Origin of the sequence: Pseudomonas sp. BSw22131, from assembly GCF_026810445.1 — a bacterium.
In the GTDB taxonomy this organism is placed as follows: domain Bacteria; phylum Pseudomonadota; class Gammaproteobacteria; order Pseudomonadales; family Pseudomonadaceae; genus Aquipseudomonas; species Aquipseudomonas huanghezhanensis.
In genome coordinates, this window is the sequence record NZ_CP113949.1 from 1,450,862 (window position 1) to 1,465,791 (window position 14,930).

The window sequence follows — 14,930 nt, forward strand, 5'->3', positions numbered from 1 at the left end:
TCTTTTTTTCTAGATTGGCCCCGCGAGGCGAATCCGACGACATCTTTATAAAAATTGAGGAGCACAACAATGCGCGTGATTCTGCTGGGAGCTCCCGGGGCCGGTAAAGGTACTCAGGCAAAGTTCATCACCGAAAAATTCGGTATCCCGCAAATTTCAACGGGAGACATGCTGCGCGCAGCGGTCAAGGCGGGCACCGAACTGGGCCTGAAGGCCAAGACTGTCATGGACAGCGGCGGCCTGGTCTCCGATGACCTGATCATCGGCCTGATCAAGGATCGTCTGTCGCAACCCGATTGTGCCAATGGCGTTCTGTTCGATGGCTTCCCACGCACCATTCCTCAGGCAGAAGCACTGCTGGCTGCCGGCCTGACCATCGACAACGTGGTCGAGATCAAGGTCGATGATGAAGAGATCGTGCAGCGCATTTCCGGTCGTCGTGTCCATGAAGGTTCGGGCCGGGTTTACCACCTGATCTACAACCCGCCTAAAACCGAAGGCGTTGACGATGTGACCGGCGAGCCGCTGGTGCAGCGCAAGGACGATGTTGAAGCGACCGTGCGCCATCGCCTGTCGGTCTACCACTCGCAGACCAAGCCGCTGGTTGATTTCTACGAGAAACTCGAAACCAAGAATGGCAAGCCCAAGTGCAGCCACATCGAAGGCTTAGGCTCGGTAGAAGCAATCACTGCCAAGGTGCTGGACGCGTTGAGCTGATCGATTCTGCAGCGCAATGAACAACGGCCCGCTTGCGGGCCGTAGTTGTTTATAATGCCGCCACTTTTTTTGCACCCACTCTGGATACCCCGATGAGCACCTTGCTGGCCCTGGATACCGCCACTGAAGCCTGTTCGGTCGCGCTGCTGCACGACGGCAAAGTACTGACTCACTACGAGGTCATCCCGCGTCTGCACGCCCAGCGCCTGCTGCCAATGATCAAAGACCTGCTGGCTGAGGCGGGTATTGGCCTGTCGGCGCTGGATGCCATTGCTTTCGGGCGTGGGCCCGGCGCATTTACCGGTGTCAGGATCGCAATTGGCGTGGTGCAGGGGCTGGCCTTCGGCCTGGACCGTCCGGTGTTGCCGGTTTCCAATCTGGCAGTTCTGGCGCAGCGTGCTTATCGCGAGCACGGTGCCCATCAAGTGGCAGCCGCAATCGATGCGCGCATGGACGAGGTGTATTGGGGTTGCTACCAGCAGGCATCCGGTGAGATGCGTTTGCTAGGCCACGAAGCCGTATTGCCGCCAGAGCGTGCCGCATTACCGGCTGACGCCAGCGGCGACTGGTTTGGTGCGGGCACTGGCTGGGGTTATGCCGAGCGCATCGCCGTCAGTCTGGCCGGCTCGGATGCCACAATGTTGCCCCATGCACAGGATTTGCTGACGCTGGCTACATTTGCGTGGTCGCGCGGTGAAGCTATTGTTGCTGATAGCGCACAGCCCGTTTACCTGCGTGACAAGGTCGCTACCCCCAAAGCTCGCTGAGCCCGCCGATTGTAGGCGCGCGCTTGGCCGCGATAGCGTCCGTCCAGCTAGTATTGATCTGTCTGACCCACCGTAATCTCGGGCAAGGGCGCTCCTACAAGTGAGCGCTGCACGCTGTTATTGCAACCCACGTCACACAAAACACTACCGTTCGGCGCCAAAGGCCTTATTTCCGCCCGGTGGCTTTAAACGTTCTGTAATAACTGTGGTCTAGTTAACATTAGCGAGTTTGCTTTAAAGCTGCTGGCGAGATTAAATTGCCACTACAAGACGCTGAGTAAGCATCGATGCGCATCACTGGTCCCTCACAACAGTCGTACCCGATCAAACGCAAGCCGCGTAAGGGCTCTGCGCAGGTCGACGACAGCTTTGAAGATGTGGACAGCGACATCGAAGTGGTTGCCCATCAGCCGCGTCGTCAAGCCGGCAGCACAGCCAATGTGCCCGCCCGGCAGCAAGACATCATCTTCCCCCGTGCCATGAGCGCTCGCGTTGCCTACGCTTTGAGCAGCTACCTGATGACATCCACGTTCGTCGATTGGGACCTTGAGGTCGCCGGGCTCGATCTCCACGTTTGAATATCCCCAGCCCGCCTTATTACCTCGGTTGTCCGTCCTGGAGCGAAAGCGCCTGGCGTCAGACGCTGTACCCCGAAGACGCCCGCCCAAGCGACTTGCTTGAACTTTACGCCAGCGTATTCAATGCCGTCGAAGGCAACACCACGTTCTATGCACGTCCTGCGCCGACCACCGTGCAGCGCTGGGCGGACGTGCTGCCCGAGCATTTTCGCTTCACCGCCAAATTCCCGCGTGACATCAGCCACGGCGGCGACCTGCGCGATCACCTGGTGGCCGCTGAGGATTTCGTTCAGCTCATGGCCCCGCTCGGTCGGCGTGTGACCCCGTTCTGGCTGCAGCTTTCGGCAAGTTTTACGCCGTCCCGTCTCGGTGAACTGGCAGCGTTCATTGATTCACTGGACCGTCCGTTGGCGGTGGAGGTGCGAAACCTCGCGTTTTTCCAGAAGGGTGAAGACGAGAAATACCTCAACCGTCTGTTGCTCGATCGGGGCGTTGAGCGAATCTGCCTGGATTCCCGTCCGCTGTTCAGTTGCGTGTCAACCGAGCCTGCGGTGCTTCACGCCCAATCCAAGAAGCCCAAGGTGCCGCCACGGCCTGCGGCGCTGACGCAGTTTCCGCAAGTTCGGTTCATAGGTGGCCCCGAGCTTGAGGCCAACGATATCTATGTCGTGCAATGGGCGGAAAAAGTGGCGGGCTGGATTGAGGAAGGGCGCACGCCTTACGTGTTCCTGCACACCCCGGATAACCTCCAGGCGCCTGAACTGGCGCAGCGTTTTCACCAGCAGTTGATGACGCTCCTGCCGGGGCTGCCAGCGTTGCCGGTGCTCGATCGCGGGCCACAGGTCGAACAACTGGGTCTGCTTTGAGTAATGATTGGCAACTGTTGCGTCGTGACAATGGCCTGAACTGCTGAGCAGCAATTTGCACTAATCTCTGGCATCCCGACCCCAGAGAGCACTCCAAATGGATTCTTCACAGCTTCTTCGCGCCAACGTGTTCAAGGCCCTGCATGAGCGCGAAGAGGCGTTTGTGATTCCCAATCCTTGGGACGCCGGCTCGGCAAAGATGCTTGCGTCAATGGGCTTCGAAGCGCTGGCAACCACCAGCGCAGGGCTTGCGTTCGTATTGGGCCGAGCGGACGCCGAAAACGCCATCAGCCGCGATGAGTCCCTCGCCAACATCACCACTATCGTGGCGGCCACTGCACTGCCGGTTGCGGCAGACCTTGAAAATTGCTTTGCCGACTCACCCGAGGGCTGTGCCGACACACTGCTCAAGGCCGCAGCGACCGGCATCGTCGGTGGCTCCATCGAGGACGCCAGCGGGCATCCGGACCACCCCATATACGAATTCGACGAGGCGGTTGCGCGTGTGAAGGCCGCCGTTGCAGCGGTCCGTGGTTTGCCGTTTCCGTTCATGCTCACCGCGCGCGCCGAGAATCTTCTGAATGGTCGAATGGATCTTTCTGACACCATTAAGCGGCTTCAAGCCTACGCCGATGCGGGCGCCGATGTGCTTTATGCGCCGGGTTTGCGTACTCGAGAAGAGATCATCGCGGTAGTGCGCGCCGTGGCACCCAAGCCTGTGAACGTGTTGATGGGGCTCGGTGGCGTCGCGCTCAATGTGGCCGAGCTCAGTGCGTGCGGGGTCAAGCGCATCAGTGTCGGGTCGTCGCTGTCGCGTGCGGCGTGGGGTGGCTTTTATCGCGCTGCCGAGGAAATCCGTACCGCTGGTACGTTCAATTATGCGCAGGATGCACTGCCCTTCGATCAGCTCAACACGTTGTTCAAAGGCTGAGCATGCGCGGCTCGACGGTATTTTTCGGGCTGTTGTTGATCGGTGCCTGCGCTGTGTTTTCGGTCTGGCGCGGTTGGCTGGATGTGCCTGCACAGTGGGATCCCTGGGCGCCGCTGGACGTGCGTGATGAACCCAATCTGCTGACTGCCTACAAACTGTCGCGTCTGCAGGACAATCCCGAGCTGTGCGATCAGGCGCTTCGTACCTCTTCCCTGCGCTTTAGCCATCAGGCCGACAGTCCCGCTGATGCCAAATGCCCGCTCAGCAACACCCTGCGTATTCAGGGCGGCGACGTCGCCCTGAGCAGCAGTTTTCTCGCCAGTTGCCCGCTGGCGGTTGCCTACGCGCTGTTCGACATCCATGCGCTGCAACCAGCGGCCCGCGAGGTATTCGGTCAAAAGGTGACGCAGGTCGATCATCTGGGGAGTTTTGCCTGCCGCAACGTTTACAACCGAACCGAGGGCCGACTCAGCCAGCATGCCAGCGCCAATGCACTCGACATCGCCGGGTTTCGACTGGCAGACGGTCGACGTATTTCGATTCTGAGGGACTGGGAAAAGGAGGGCGATAACAGCCGTTTCTTGAAGCAGGTACGCGACGGAGCGTGCAAGCAGTTCAATACCGTGCTCAGCCCGGACTATAACGCCGCGCACCGTAATCACTTTCATCTGGACATGGGGCGCTGGCGGGTGTGTCGTTAACGGGCTGATCGCAAGTTGGTCGTCGGTTTCGGTTGGTATTCAAGCCGCCTGACGCAGGTTCTGTAAAACAATCGGGCGTGCCCAGCCGTTATCGAAATCAAGATTGCGCTGTTGCTCAATCATTTCATGGAGACTGAGCGGCTCGGCAGGTTTGTCTGCCAGGTCCCATTCAAGCTCGGCAATCGGCAGGAACAATGCGCGCGGTTCAGGGCCGGGCCCTGGTTTGGCGCTGTCGTCATAGGGCGTCAACACGGTAGGGCGCACCCAACTGCTGTCAAATTCCAGATTGCGCTGCTGCTCGATCAGCTCGCTTGCGCTGAACGGTTTGGCAGGTTTGTCGGCGAGATCCCATTCAAATTCGGCAATTGGCAAGAACAGCGGCTCGGGCGGGTTGCGCTCTGTATCCTGAACAGGAAGCGCGCGTTGATCGACGATTTTGCCCAGGGTGTTCGTGCCAGCTAAAGGCTCGCCAGTGATGCTTTGCGTCGCTGCTTCGACGCTGAATTCAGGGGTACCGCCTGAGGTGTCGTCGATCTGCTGCGCCATCGCCCGCGCGAATGCATCCTGCCAGAGCTGCGTCACGCCGCTCAGGGTCTGGGTATTGCGTACGCTGTAGTCGCCTACGTACGTCAAGTAACCTATGGAGGATGATTGCTGAATGTCTGACATAGCGCTCAGTACATACCGTGGGTTCTGGCAAAATGCCGGATACTTTTGTTATCGGCAGTTGTTGCCAATCATTAAGAAAATTTGAGCGTGTGGACACGATGAGTGAGCAACAAACGGGCAGCCGCATTCGCGTGCAGGCGCTGAGTGCTGGAGGACAGGCGCAGGCCCAGCAATGGGCGCAGCGCCTTGGTTTGCCATTGGAAGACGCCGACGCCGACTTTGCCCTGCAAGTGGCCGACGAAGGGCTGCAGTTGCAGCAGTTGGGCAATGACGCGCCAGGCGCCGTTCGAGTGGATTTCGTCGAGGGTGCCGTGGCGCACCGGCGCCTGTTCGGCGGCGGCAGTGGGCAGATGATCGCCAAGGCGGTCGGCATTCAACCTGGCGTTCGGCCCAAGGTGCTGGATGCCACGGCCGGCCTGGGCAAGGACGCATTCGTGCTGGCGAGCCTGGGCTGCGAAATGAGCCTGATCGAGCGTCAGCCCATCATTGCGGCGCTGCTTGAGGACGGGTTGGCGCGTGGACGGCAGGACCGGGAAGTTGGCGCGATTATCAGCCAGATGCGCCTGTTGACCGGCAATTCCATCGAGCTGATCCGCAACTGGGAAGGTGAGCCGCCGCAGGTGATTTACCTGGACCCGATGTTTCCCCATCGCGAGAAAACCGCGCTGGTGAAGAAGGAAATGCGTCTGTTCCGGCCATTGGTCGGCGATGACATGGACGCCCCGGCATTGCTGGAAGCCGCCCTGGCATTGGCGACGCACCGCGTGGTCGTCAAACGTCCGCGCAAAGCGCCTTGTATCGATGGGCCAAAACCCGGTTATGCGCTGGACGGTAAATCCAGCCGCTACGACATTTATCCAAAGAAAGCGCTGAAGTCGTAGTCAGGCCCTAATCGGTCTGTGGGAGCAACGTGTTGGCGAGATCCGCCACCGCGGTGTGTCAGGCCTGACGTCTCGCGAACAAGTTCGCTCCTACAGGGTTTATCACGCCTTTCGATAAGCCCGCAAAAACAGCGCCACTACTTCCTGCACGTGACGCTCGGCGCTGTTGACGTCCGGCAGTTCGCCGCAACCAATCAGCAGACGGAAATTGCACGCGCCCTTCACCAGACTGAGGAAGTGCTCGCTCGCTCTGGCGGGTGAATCAAAATGAAGGCCGTTAGTGTTGTTGATGCGCGTCAGAAACCGCTCCATCTCCTGAAGAATCCGCTGCGGACCTGCCTCGAAAAACACCCGCGACAGCGTCGGATCCTGACTCCCGAGCGCAATCATCAAGCGGTGAAGCTCCAGCGATTCCGGGCTGTTGATCAGCGTCTGAAAGCCACGGGCAATATCCAGCAACACTTTCTCAGCCGACCCATGGTGCGGCAGATCGATGAACAGCTCGGGCATCTGCTCTTCGCAGCGCGCTACGACCGCTGCCGAAAACAGCGTCTCTTTGTCAGTGAAGTGACTGTAAACGGTGAGCTTTGAAACCCCGGCTTCCGACGCTACCGCATCCATGCTGGTGCCCGCGTAGCCGTTGCGCACAAACAGGTTTTTTGCAGCATCGAGAATGGCCTGGCGCTTGACCAGATCTTTGGGACGACCAGGGCCGGAAGGGGGCATTGAATCGATTGAGGATGGGTCAGGCATATTCATTTCAATAGTGGACTGGTCAGTTCGGTAATTTTAAATATACTCGGCAGTACAATTATTCCAAGCCCTCCTTTGCGCAGGTCTCACACCATGTTTCGCGATGCTCTGTCCCTCGCCATTCCCGTCAGCCTGGTGGCGTTGCTGGCTGCCTGCGGTCAGGACGTTTCCGTTCCGGCCAAGGTACGCCCGGCCATGGTAGTGCAACCGCTGCCTTCCTCCCAATCGATGGACAGCTATCCCGGTGAAGTACGCGCCCGGTTCGAGCCGGAGCTGGCATTTCGTATCGCCGGCAAAGTCAGCAAGCGGCTGGTCGAGGAGGGCCAGCGCGTCAAAGCCAATCAGCCGCTTGCCGAGCTCGACGCCCAGGACGTCCGTCTGCAACTCGATGCCACGCGGGCTCAGGTCGCCGCCGCCGAAGCCAATCTGCAAATGGTCCGCTCGGATCGTGATCGCTACAAAACGCTTGTGGATAGGCAGATGGTCAGCAAATCCCAATACGACAACGCCGAGAATCTTTACCGCGCCGGTGATGCGCGCCTGCGTCAGTTGAAGGCCGAACTTACCGTTGCCGATAATCAGACCGGTTATGCCGTGCTTCGTGCGTCTCAGGATGGGGTGGTCGCCAAGCGCCTGGTGGAGGTCGGCCAGGTCGTCGCTGCCGGGCAGACGGTGTTTACTCTCGCCGCAGACGGTGAGCGAGAAGTGCTGATCAGCCTGCCGGAGCAGAATTACGGGCGCTTCAAGATAGGCGAACCGGTGTCTGTCGAACTGTGGACCCAGCGCGATCAGCGTTTCCCGGGGCGCATCCGCGAGTTGTCTCCTGCTGCCGATCCACGTTCGCGCACGTTCGCCGCACGGGTGGCCTTCGCAGGCGGCGCGGTGCCGGCCGAGCTGGGGCAAAGCGCGAGGGTGTTTATCCAGTCCGGGCAGAGCGTGTCGTTGTCTGTGCCGTTGTCGGCGCTGAGCGCGGAAAACGGTCTCACCTACGTCTGGCGTGTGCAAAGCGACAACACACTCAAGCGCACCGAGGTTCAGGTCGGCGCCTATGGACAGGACTCCGTGCCGGTGCTGAGCGGTCTTTCGGCGACCGACTGGGTGGTCGCGGCGGGCGTCCATGTACTGCATGACGGGGAGACGATACGGCCGGTGGATCGCAGCAATCGAGCGGTCAAACTGGCGGCGAAGGAGTAGGCCCGGATGCGTTTCAATCTCTCCGAGTGGGCGCTTCGCAACCGTCAGATGGTCCTGTATCTGATGATCCTTCTGGCTGTAGTGGGCGCGTTGTCTTACACCAAGCTGGGCCAGAGCGAAGATCCGCCGTTCACGTTCAAAGCCATGGTGATACGCACCCTCTGGCCGGGTGCCAGCGCCGAAGAAGTCGCGCGCCAAGTCACTGATCGCGTCGAAAAAAAGCTGATGGAAACTGGCGACTACGAGCGCATTGTCTCGTTTTCGCGGCCCGGTGAATCGCAGGTCACGTTTGTGGCGCGCGACAGTCTGGTCTCGGCGAAACTGCCGGAGCTCTTTTATCAGATCCGGAAAAAGATCGGCGACATCCGCCAGGCGCTTCCCGTGGGTGTGCAGGGGCCGTTCTTCAACGACGAGTTCGGCACCACATTCGGCAATATTTATGCGCTGACAGGGCAGGGGTTTGATTATGCCGTCCTCAAGGATTACGCCGACCGGATCCAGATTCAGCTGCAGCGGGTCAAGGACGTTGGCAAGGTTGAGCTGATCGGGCTGCAAGACGAGAAAATCTGGATCGAGTTGTCGAACGTCAAACTCGCGACCCTCGGGTTGCCGATGCGGGCTGTTCAGCAGGCGCTTGAGGACCAGAATGCCGTCACCGCGGCGAGCTTCTTCGAGACCCCGAGTGAGCGCGTGCAACTGCGTGTGACCGGGCGTTTTCAGACCGTGGACGAAATCCGCGACTTCCCGATCCGGGTGGGGGATCGCACGCTGCGCATCAGCGATCTGGCCGAAGTGCATCGTGGGTTCAATGATCCACCGGCGCCGCGCATGCGATTCATGGATGAGGACGCCATCGGTCTGGCGGTGGCGATGAAAGACGGCGGCGACATTCTGGTCCTTGGCAAGGCGCTGGAACACGAATTTTCACGCCTGCAAAATAACCTGCCGGCCGGGATGCAACTGCGCAAGGTGTCCGATCAGCCGGCTGCGGTGAAAACCGGCGTCGGCGAGTTTGTGCAAGTACTGGCCGAAGCGTTGGGCATCGTGCTGCTGGTGAGCTTTTTCTCGCTTGGCGTGCGTACCGGCCTGGTGGTTGCGCTGTCGATCCCTGTGGTGCTGGCGATGACGTTTGCGTGCATGTACTACTTCGGCATCGGACTGCACAAGATTTCCCTCGGCGCGCTGGTGCTGGCGCTGGGGCTGCTGGTGGATGACGCGATCATCGCCGTGGAAATGATGGCTATCAAAATGGAGCAAGGTTACGACCGGATGAAGGCCGCGAGTTTCGCCTGGACCAGCACTGCCTTTCCGATGCTGACCGGCACGCTGATTACGGCGGCAGGGTTTCTGCCGATTGCCACCGCCCAATCCAGCACTGGCGAGTACACGCGCTCGATCTTTCAGGTGGTGACCATCGCGCTGCTCGCGTCATGGGTCGCAGCGGTGGTGTTCGTGCCGTACCTGGGTGAGCGACTGCTGCCCGATCTGACCAAAATCCACGCTGCCCGGCATGGCTCCGCAAATGCGCCCGATCCCTATGGCACACCGTTTTACCGGCGTGTACGAGGATTGGTGGGCTGGTGTGTACGCCGGCGCAAAACGGTGATCATCCTGACGCTGCTGCTGTTCGTGGCATCGATAGCGCTGTTTCGATTCGTGCCGCAGCAGTTCTTCCCGGCCTCGGGACGACTTGAGTTGATGGTCGATCTGAAGCTGGCAGAAGGTGCCTCGTTGAACAGCACCACCGAGCAGGTCAAGCGGCTGGAAGCCATGATCAAAGGCCATGAGGGCGTGGAGAATTACGTCGCTTACGTGGGCACCGGCTCGCCGCGGTTCTATCTGCCGCTGGATCAGCAATTGCCCGCAGCAAGCTTCGCGCAATTTGTGGTGCTGGCCAAAACCATCGAAGACCGCGAAGCCCTGCGAACCTGGCTGATCGGTACGCTGGATGAGCAGTTTCCGATGCTGCGCCCTCGCGTAACGCGCCTGGAAAACGGCCCGCCTGTGGGCTATCCCGTGCAGTTTCGGGTGACCGGCGAGCATATCGATGAGGTTCGGGCACTGGCTCGCAAAGTGGCGGCCAAGGTGCGTGAAAATCCCCATGTCGCGAACGTGCATCTGGACTGGGAGGAACCGAGCAAGGTCGTTTATCTCAACATCGATCAAGATCGCGCGCGGGCGCTGGGCGTAACCACCGCTGACTTGTCGCGCTTCCTGCAGAGCCAGCTCACCGGGTCAAGCGTCAGCCAATACCGCGAGGACGACGAGCTGATTGAAATACTGATGCGCGGCACCGAACACGAGAGGCAAGAGTTGGGCGCGTTGTCGAGCCTGTCGATTCCGACTGCCAACGGCAGCAGCGTTGCGTTGTCCCAGGTGGCGACGCTGGAATACGGCTTTGAGGAGGGCGTCATCTGGCACCGCAACCGCCTGCCCAACGTGACTGTACGCGCCGATATCTACGGCAAAGAACAGCCCGCAACCTTGGTCAAGCAAATCCTGCCGACGCTGGAAGGGGTGCGCGCTGAGCTGCCTGACGGCTATCTGCTGGACGTTGGCGGGACTGTGGAAGACTCTGCTCGCGGACAGAATTCGGTAAATGCCGGTGTGCCGCTGTTCATTGTGGTGGTGCTAACGTTACTGATGATTCAACTGCGCAGTTTTTCACGCACGGTGATGGTGTTTTTGACCGCGCCGCTGGGCTTGATCGGGGTGACGTTTTTCCTGCTCATCTTCGGACAGCCATTCGGTTTCGTGGCAATGCTCGGGACCATCGCGTTGTCAGGGATGATCATGCGCAACTCGGTGATTCTGGTGGACCAGATCGAGCAGGACATCGCCAGTGGGCTGGACCAATGGCAGGCGATCATCGAGGCGACGGTGCGGCGTTTCCGGCCGATCGTTCTGACCGCGCTTGCCGCTGTGCTGGCGATGATTCCGCTGTCACGCAGCGTGTTCTTCGGCCCGATGGCTGTGGCGATCATGGGGGGGCTGATTGTGGCGACAGCGCTGACCTTGCTGTTTTTGCCTGCGCTGTATGCGGCATGGTTTCGCGTGAAGAAGGCAGAGTGATAACAATTCTGTAGGCGCGAACTTGTTCGCGAAGCGTCATTCCTGTTTCGACACGAAAGACGCCTCGCCAACAAGTTGGCTCCTTGTAGGTAAGGTGTCAGGTGTTATAGCGAGCCGAACACTTTTTTCGCCAGACTGGTCGCAGCGCCGGCCGGATTTGCGCGGATGCTTTCTTCCTGTTTGGCAATCATCTCGAACAAGCCGTTGAGTGCCTGTTCGGTCACGTAGCCTTCGATGTTGGCGCTCTTGGCGTCCAGCACGCCCAGGGTAGCGGCCTGACTGGCAAAGGCGTTGTACTTTTGCGCCAGCCCGACTTTGTCGGTGGACTGCTTGACGATGGGCAGGAATTTGGCGCGGATCTGTTCGCGGCTGGACGAGCTCAAGTACTGAGTGGCCGAGTCCTTGCCGCCGCTGAGAATCCCTTTGGCGTCCGCAACGCTCATCTTTTTCACAGCGTCTACCAACAAGGCCTGAGCCTGTGGCACCGCCGCCTCGGCGGCCTGATTCATGCTGTTTTCCAGCTGGTCGACCTGCGCGCCCATGCCGAACTGTTTCATTTTCTTGGCCACTTTGCCCAGGCTGCCCGGCAGCTCGATGCGCACGTCCTGGTTATTGCTGAAGCCACCCGGCACACCCAGTTGCTTGACCGCCACTTGTGCGCCTTGTGTCAGTGCGTCTTTGAGGCCGCCCGTAGCATCCGATTGCGACAGATCGCTCAACGACAGCGCAAAGACATTGGCTGACAACAGCAGGCCGGCGCACAGGCCGGTTAACGTAAGGGAGCGAGGCAGCATGAGCGGCGTCCTTTTCTAAGCAATAGGGATCGAGGTAGTGAAGCTTAGCGTGCCGGATTCAACCGGATGCGAACAGGCGGTTTTTCTTCCCGGCTCAGGTCAACGCTGTAGCGTTCGGTGCTGATCATCAACAGTTTGCCGTCCACTTCAATGCGTGCGCTGACCGCATAGGTGTGGCCTTCCACGACTTGTTTCTGATCGTACGTCAGATGGAACGGCAGCGGGACCTGGCCCTTGATCGGACCACTTTGCCTGGCCAACGTTTGCGCCGGGGCGTCTGCCAGGGACACGTCCTGGAGGCTGACGGTCAGTGTCGCAGTCGGCGGCAGCGCGATGCGTTGCAGGTAGAACACCTCGCCGTCCAGGCGGCCGCCGACGTTATCGGGCGTACTTGCGCAGGCCGCCAGAAGGGTGGCCATCAGCGTCAGGAAAATGGGTTTCATGCAAAGATCTCCTTATCATCAGGCACTCGCAAGGCGCGCTTGCCTCTGGGTAAATGTAGCCAGTTCAAGGCATCTCGGGCGCAGGCATCGCGTCTTCATTGCGATGCAGCGCCACCTGACGAATTGAAAGCCGAATCTCCGCAGGCAGCACACGCTTGGCAGCCCCTTCCGCCAACTCGCCCAACAGTTCGTGATAGCCCAGCTTGCCGGAGGCATCCTTGCGCAGCACGCCTTGGTCCTGCAGCGATTGAATGAAGTGGCGGAACAGGCTTTTGTCGAAGAACTCGGGAGCGTTCAGGCCATGCAGGATCGACAGGCGTTGAGCCATGACCGTACACAAGTCTTCCAGCTCTTCCGCGCTCAAGGTGTGTTGACCGCTGTTGAGCAGCAGCGCGATGGCCATGTAGAAGCGCTGCAACGTTTGCGCGATAGCCCGGGACAAAAGCGTCAGCAACACGAAGTGGCGCGAACTAGGCGCAGGTCGCAGGTAAACGTTGTTCTCGAAACGCAACAAACCCTGCTCGACGAACGCTTCCAGCCATTGATCCACCACCGCGTCGAGCTGATCCAACGGCCAGCGGATGAACAGTTCTGATTGCAGATAGGGGTACAAGGCGTGGGTGTACCGCAAGATTTGTTCACGGCTCATGCGTGATGAGCTTTGGAAGAAACTCGCCAGCAACGATGGCAGCGCAAAGATGTGCAGCACGTTGTTGCGGTAATACGTCATCAGGACGGCGTTCTGCTCGTCCAGATACAGAATCTTGCCCAAGGCGTCTTTCTGTTCGGACAGCAGGTCCATGCCTTTGACGTGCTCGATCAGCGCGGCGCCATTGCCTTCCGGCAACGTGGTGTGCGGCGAGTACGGCACACGTCGCAGCAGTGTCAGGTACAAGTCCAGCACTCGTCCCAGCGCTTGATCGTCCAGCGCATGCTTGTGCGTCGAGAGCAGTGCCAAGGCAACCAGATTGACGGGATTGATCGCCGCCGCTTCGTTCAAGTGCTGCGCGACGCGCTCGCCCAGGCGGGCAGTGGTTTCATGCAGCCAGTCCGGTTTGAACTGCGGGCCGAGTTGCTGAGTGCGCCAGTCCGGTTGCTCATGGTCGAGAAATTCTGCCAGCTTGATCGGCTCACCGAAATTGACAGACACCTGCCCGAACCGCTGCTTGAGCGCGCCGATGACTTTAAATATGTCGAAGATTGATTCTTTCTTCTTCGCCGCACCCCGCAGCTCGCCCAGGTAGGTGCGGCCTTCGAGCACGCGCTCGTAGCCGATGTACACCGGCACGAATACGATCGGCATGCGCGAATTACGCAGAAAACTGCGCAGGGTGATCGCCAGCATCCCGGTTTTCGGTTGCAGCATGCGCCCGGTGCGCGAGCGGCCGCCTTCGACGAAGTACTCCACCGGAAAGCCTTTGGTGAACAGCGTGTGCAGATATTCGTTGAACACGGCGGTGTAGAGCGGATTGCCCTTGAACGTACGACGCATGAAAAACGCGCCGCCGCGCCGCAGCAAACTGCCGATCACCGGCATGTTCAGGTTGATGCCCGCAGCGATGTGCGGAGGCGTCAGACCATTGCGGAACAGCAGATAAGAAAGCAGCAAGTAGTCGATGTGGCTGCGGTGGCAAGGGACGTAAATCACCTCGTGCCCTTGCGCGACGTTTTGCACGCCCTCGATATGACTGACCTTGATGCCGTCGTAGATCTTGTTCCAGAACCAGCTCAACACCACTTCCAGAAACCGGATCGCGGTGTAGGTGTAGTCCGAGGCAATTTCGTTGCCGTAATGCAGGGCTTTGTCCCGCGCTTTGGCTTCGGGGATTTTCTCGCGCTCAGCCTCGTCGAGAATCGCTTGCTTGACCAATGGATCAGCCAGCAAGCCTTTCACCAGATTGCGTCGGTGCGACAAATCCGGGCCGATGACAGCGGTTTTCAGATTGCGAAAATGCACGCGGAGCAGGCGTTGAGCCATGCGCACAGTGCGTTCGTAGCCCTTGTTTTCGTCGACCAGCTCACGCAGATGGATCGGTGCCGAGAACTGCACGCGGGTTTTGCGACCCAGAATCAGAATGGTGATGAACTTACGCAGGCGACCCGTCACAGCCCAACTGTCGGCGAACAGCAGTTTCCAGGGACTGTCTTCCTTGTCCGGCGACTGACCCCAGAACACGCTGACCGGAATGATCTGCGCGTCTTCGGTGGCGTTTTGCGTGACCGCGCCCACCAGCCGCTCCAGCGTCGGAGGCGCACCGCGCTTGTCCTGGCGTCCCAGCCAGTCAGGCGCGGGCGTCAGATAAAGGAACGCCGAAGGTTCGGTCAGGCTGCCCACCGCAACCGAAAGCACCGGCCTTGGCAGACCGGCTTTACGGCATTCGGTGTCCAGCACCGCCAGATCGCTGATAGAGGGGTTTTGCAGGCAGTAGAAGACAGGCCTGCTGCGGTCGAGATTGAGCGTGAACGAGGACTGATTGATCGTCTCCGAGCGGACCCAGAGGTACAGCAATCGACGCACGGTGCCGAACACAAGACGGCGAAACGGGGAGCGGGTCATACGAAAT

Annotated in this window: 14 protein-coding genes; 9 read left to right on the forward strand and 5 right to left on the reverse strand. The window is 59.6% G+C overall.

The annotated features are described in order from the left end of the window. Window positions 1–69 precede the first annotated feature (69 nt). The 6 genes from adk (at window position 70) to OYW20_RS06475 (ending at window position 4,560) form a co-directional block, all read left to right on the forward strand. Window positions 70–717 carry an adenylate kinase gene (gene adk / locus OYW20_RS06450; protein ID WP_268799885.1) on the forward strand — a complete coding sequence of 216 codons (648 nt, stop codon included), beginning with the start codon at window positions 70–72 and terminating at the stop codon, window positions 715–717. 92 nt (window positions 718–809) lie between these two features. Next, a complete protein-coding gene (tsaB, locus tag OYW20_RS06455; RefSeq protein WP_268799886.1) occupies window positions 810–1,484 on the forward strand; it encodes a tRNA (adenosine(37)-N6)-threonylcarbamoyltransferase complex dimerization subunit type 1 TsaB in 675 nt (224 codons plus the stop codon). 287 nt (window positions 1,485–1,771) lie between these two features. Continuing rightward, entirely contained in the window at window positions 1,772–2,062 is a 291-nt protein-coding gene (locus OYW20_RS06460; protein ID WP_268799887.1) for a hypothetical protein, read from the forward strand. Between the two features lie 2 nt (window positions 2,063–2,064). Beyond that, complete coding sequence (locus OYW20_RS06465) at window positions 2,065–2,928, forward strand: DUF72 domain-containing protein (RefSeq protein WP_268801064.1); 864 nt, start codon at window positions 2,065–2,067, stop codon at window positions 2,926–2,928. 97 nt (window positions 2,929–3,025) lie between these two features. Continuing rightward, on the forward strand, window positions 3,026–3,859 hold the full coding sequence (locus tag OYW20_RS06470; protein WP_268799888.1) for an isocitrate lyase/PEP mutase family protein: 834 nt from the start codon (window positions 3,026–3,028) through the stop codon (window positions 3,857–3,859). Between the two features lie 2 nt (window positions 3,860–3,861). Then, entirely contained in the window at window positions 3,862–4,560 is a 699-nt protein-coding gene (locus tag OYW20_RS06475) for an extensin-like domain-containing protein (protein ID WP_268799889.1), read from the forward strand. Between the two features lie 39 nt (window positions 4,561–4,599). On the opposite strand, the gene OYW20_RS06480 is transcribed toward OYW20_RS06475, so the two are convergent. Continuing rightward, window positions 4,600–5,229 carry an energy transducer TonB gene (locus OYW20_RS06480; RefSeq protein ID WP_268799890.1) on the reverse strand — a complete coding sequence of 210 codons (630 nt, stop codon included), beginning with the start codon at window positions 5,227–5,229 and terminating at the stop codon, window positions 4,600–4,602. Window positions 5,230–5,327: 98 nt separating this feature from the next. Between OYW20_RS06480 and OYW20_RS06485 the strand changes: the two genes are divergently transcribed. After that, entirely contained in the window at window positions 5,328–6,110 is a 783-nt protein-coding gene (locus OYW20_RS06485) for a class I SAM-dependent methyltransferase (protein WP_268799891.1), read from the forward strand. A 102-nt stretch (window positions 6,111–6,212) separates the two neighbouring features. Here OYW20_RS06485 and OYW20_RS06490 read toward each other — a convergent pair whose 3' ends face one another. Further along, complete coding sequence (locus tag OYW20_RS06490) at window positions 6,213–6,863, reverse strand: TetR/AcrR family transcriptional regulator (protein ID WP_268799892.1); 651 nt, start codon at window positions 6,861–6,863, stop codon at window positions 6,213–6,215. A 93-nt stretch (window positions 6,864–6,956) separates the two neighbouring features. Here OYW20_RS06490 and OYW20_RS06495 point away from each other — a divergent pair, with 93 nt between their 5' ends. Together OYW20_RS06495 and OYW20_RS06500 are read left to right on the forward strand one after the other, a co-directional pair. Further along, window positions 6,957–8,057 (forward strand): efflux RND transporter periplasmic adaptor subunit, encoded by a 1,101-nt coding sequence (locus OYW20_RS06495; protein WP_268799893.1) that lies wholly within the window; start codon window positions 6,957–6,959, stop codon window positions 8,055–8,057. 6 nt (window positions 8,058–8,063) lie between these two features. After that, on the forward strand, window positions 8,064–11,129 hold the full coding sequence (locus OYW20_RS06500) for an efflux RND transporter permease subunit (protein ID WP_268799894.1): 3,066 nt from the start codon (window positions 8,064–8,066) through the stop codon (window positions 11,127–11,129). Between the two features lie 104 nt (window positions 11,130–11,233). On the opposite strand, the gene OYW20_RS06505 is transcribed toward OYW20_RS06500, so the two are convergent. From OYW20_RS06505 to plsB, 3 genes are all read right to left on the reverse strand, one after another. Then, window positions 11,234–11,923, reverse strand: a complete 690-nt coding sequence (locus OYW20_RS06505; RefSeq protein ID WP_268799895.1) for a DUF4197 domain-containing protein — start codon at window positions 11,921–11,923, stop codon at window positions 11,234–11,236. A 44-nt stretch (window positions 11,924–11,967) separates the two neighbouring features. After that, a complete protein-coding gene (locus OYW20_RS06510) occupies window positions 11,968–12,366 on the reverse strand; it encodes a YbaY family lipoprotein (RefSeq protein ID WP_268799896.1) in 399 nt (132 codons plus the stop codon). A 64-nt stretch (window positions 12,367–12,430) separates the two neighbouring features. Continuing rightward, the gene (gene plsB, locus OYW20_RS06515) at window positions 12,431–14,923 is read right to left on the reverse strand and encodes a glycerol-3-phosphate 1-O-acyltransferase PlsB (RefSeq protein WP_268799897.1); all 2,493 of its coding nucleotides are present in this window, start codon (window positions 14,921–14,923) and stop codon (window positions 12,431–12,433) included. Between the last annotated feature and the right edge of the window lie 7 nt (window positions 14,924–14,930).

Bases quoted from the DNA above. Each gene is read 5' to 3' on its own strand.
- adk (WP_268799885.1), top strand. From the start codon at position 70: ATGCGCGTGATTCTGCTGGGAGCTCCCGGGGCCGGTAAAGGTACTCAG.
- tsaB (WP_268799886.1), top strand. From the start codon at position 810: ATGAGCACCTTGCTGGCCCTGGATACCGCCACTGAAGCCTGTTCGGTC.
- OYW20_RS06460 (WP_268799887.1), top strand. From the start codon at position 1,772: ATGCGCATCACTGGTCCCTCACAACAGTCGTACCCGATCAAACGCAAG.
- OYW20_RS06470 (WP_268799888.1), top strand. From the start codon at position 3,026: ATGGATTCTTCACAGCTTCTTCGCGCCAACGTGTTCAAGGCCCTGCAT.
- OYW20_RS06475 (WP_268799889.1), top strand. From the start codon at position 3,862: ATGCGCGGCTCGACGGTATTTTTCGGGCTGTTGTTGATCGGTGCCTGC.
- OYW20_RS06480 (WP_268799890.1), bottom strand. From the start codon at position 5,229: ATGTCAGACATTCAGCAATCATCCTCCATAGGTTACTTGACGTACGTA.
- OYW20_RS06485 (WP_268799891.1), top strand. From the start codon at position 5,328: ATGAGTGAGCAACAAACGGGCAGCCGCATTCGCGTGCAGGCGCTGAGT.
- OYW20_RS06490 (WP_268799892.1), bottom strand. From the start codon at position 6,863: ATGCCTGACCCATCCTCAATCGATTCAATGCCCCCTTCCGGCCCTGGT.
- OYW20_RS06495 (WP_268799893.1), top strand. From the start codon at position 6,957: ATGTTTCGCGATGCTCTGTCCCTCGCCATTCCCGTCAGCCTGGTGGCG.
- OYW20_RS06500 (WP_268799894.1), top strand. From the start codon at position 8,064: ATGCGTTTCAATCTCTCCGAGTGGGCGCTTCGCAACCGTCAGATGGTC.
- OYW20_RS06505 (WP_268799895.1), bottom strand. From the start codon at position 11,923: ATGCTGCCTCGCTCCCTTACGTTAACCGGCCTGTGCGCCGGCCTGCTG.
- OYW20_RS06510 (WP_268799896.1), bottom strand. From the start codon at position 12,366: ATGAAACCCATTTTCCTGACGCTGATGGCCACCCTTCTGGCGGCCTGC.
- plsB (WP_268799897.1), bottom strand. From the start codon at position 14,923: ATGACCCGCTCCCCGTTTCGCCGTCTTGTGTTCGGCACCGTGCGTCGA.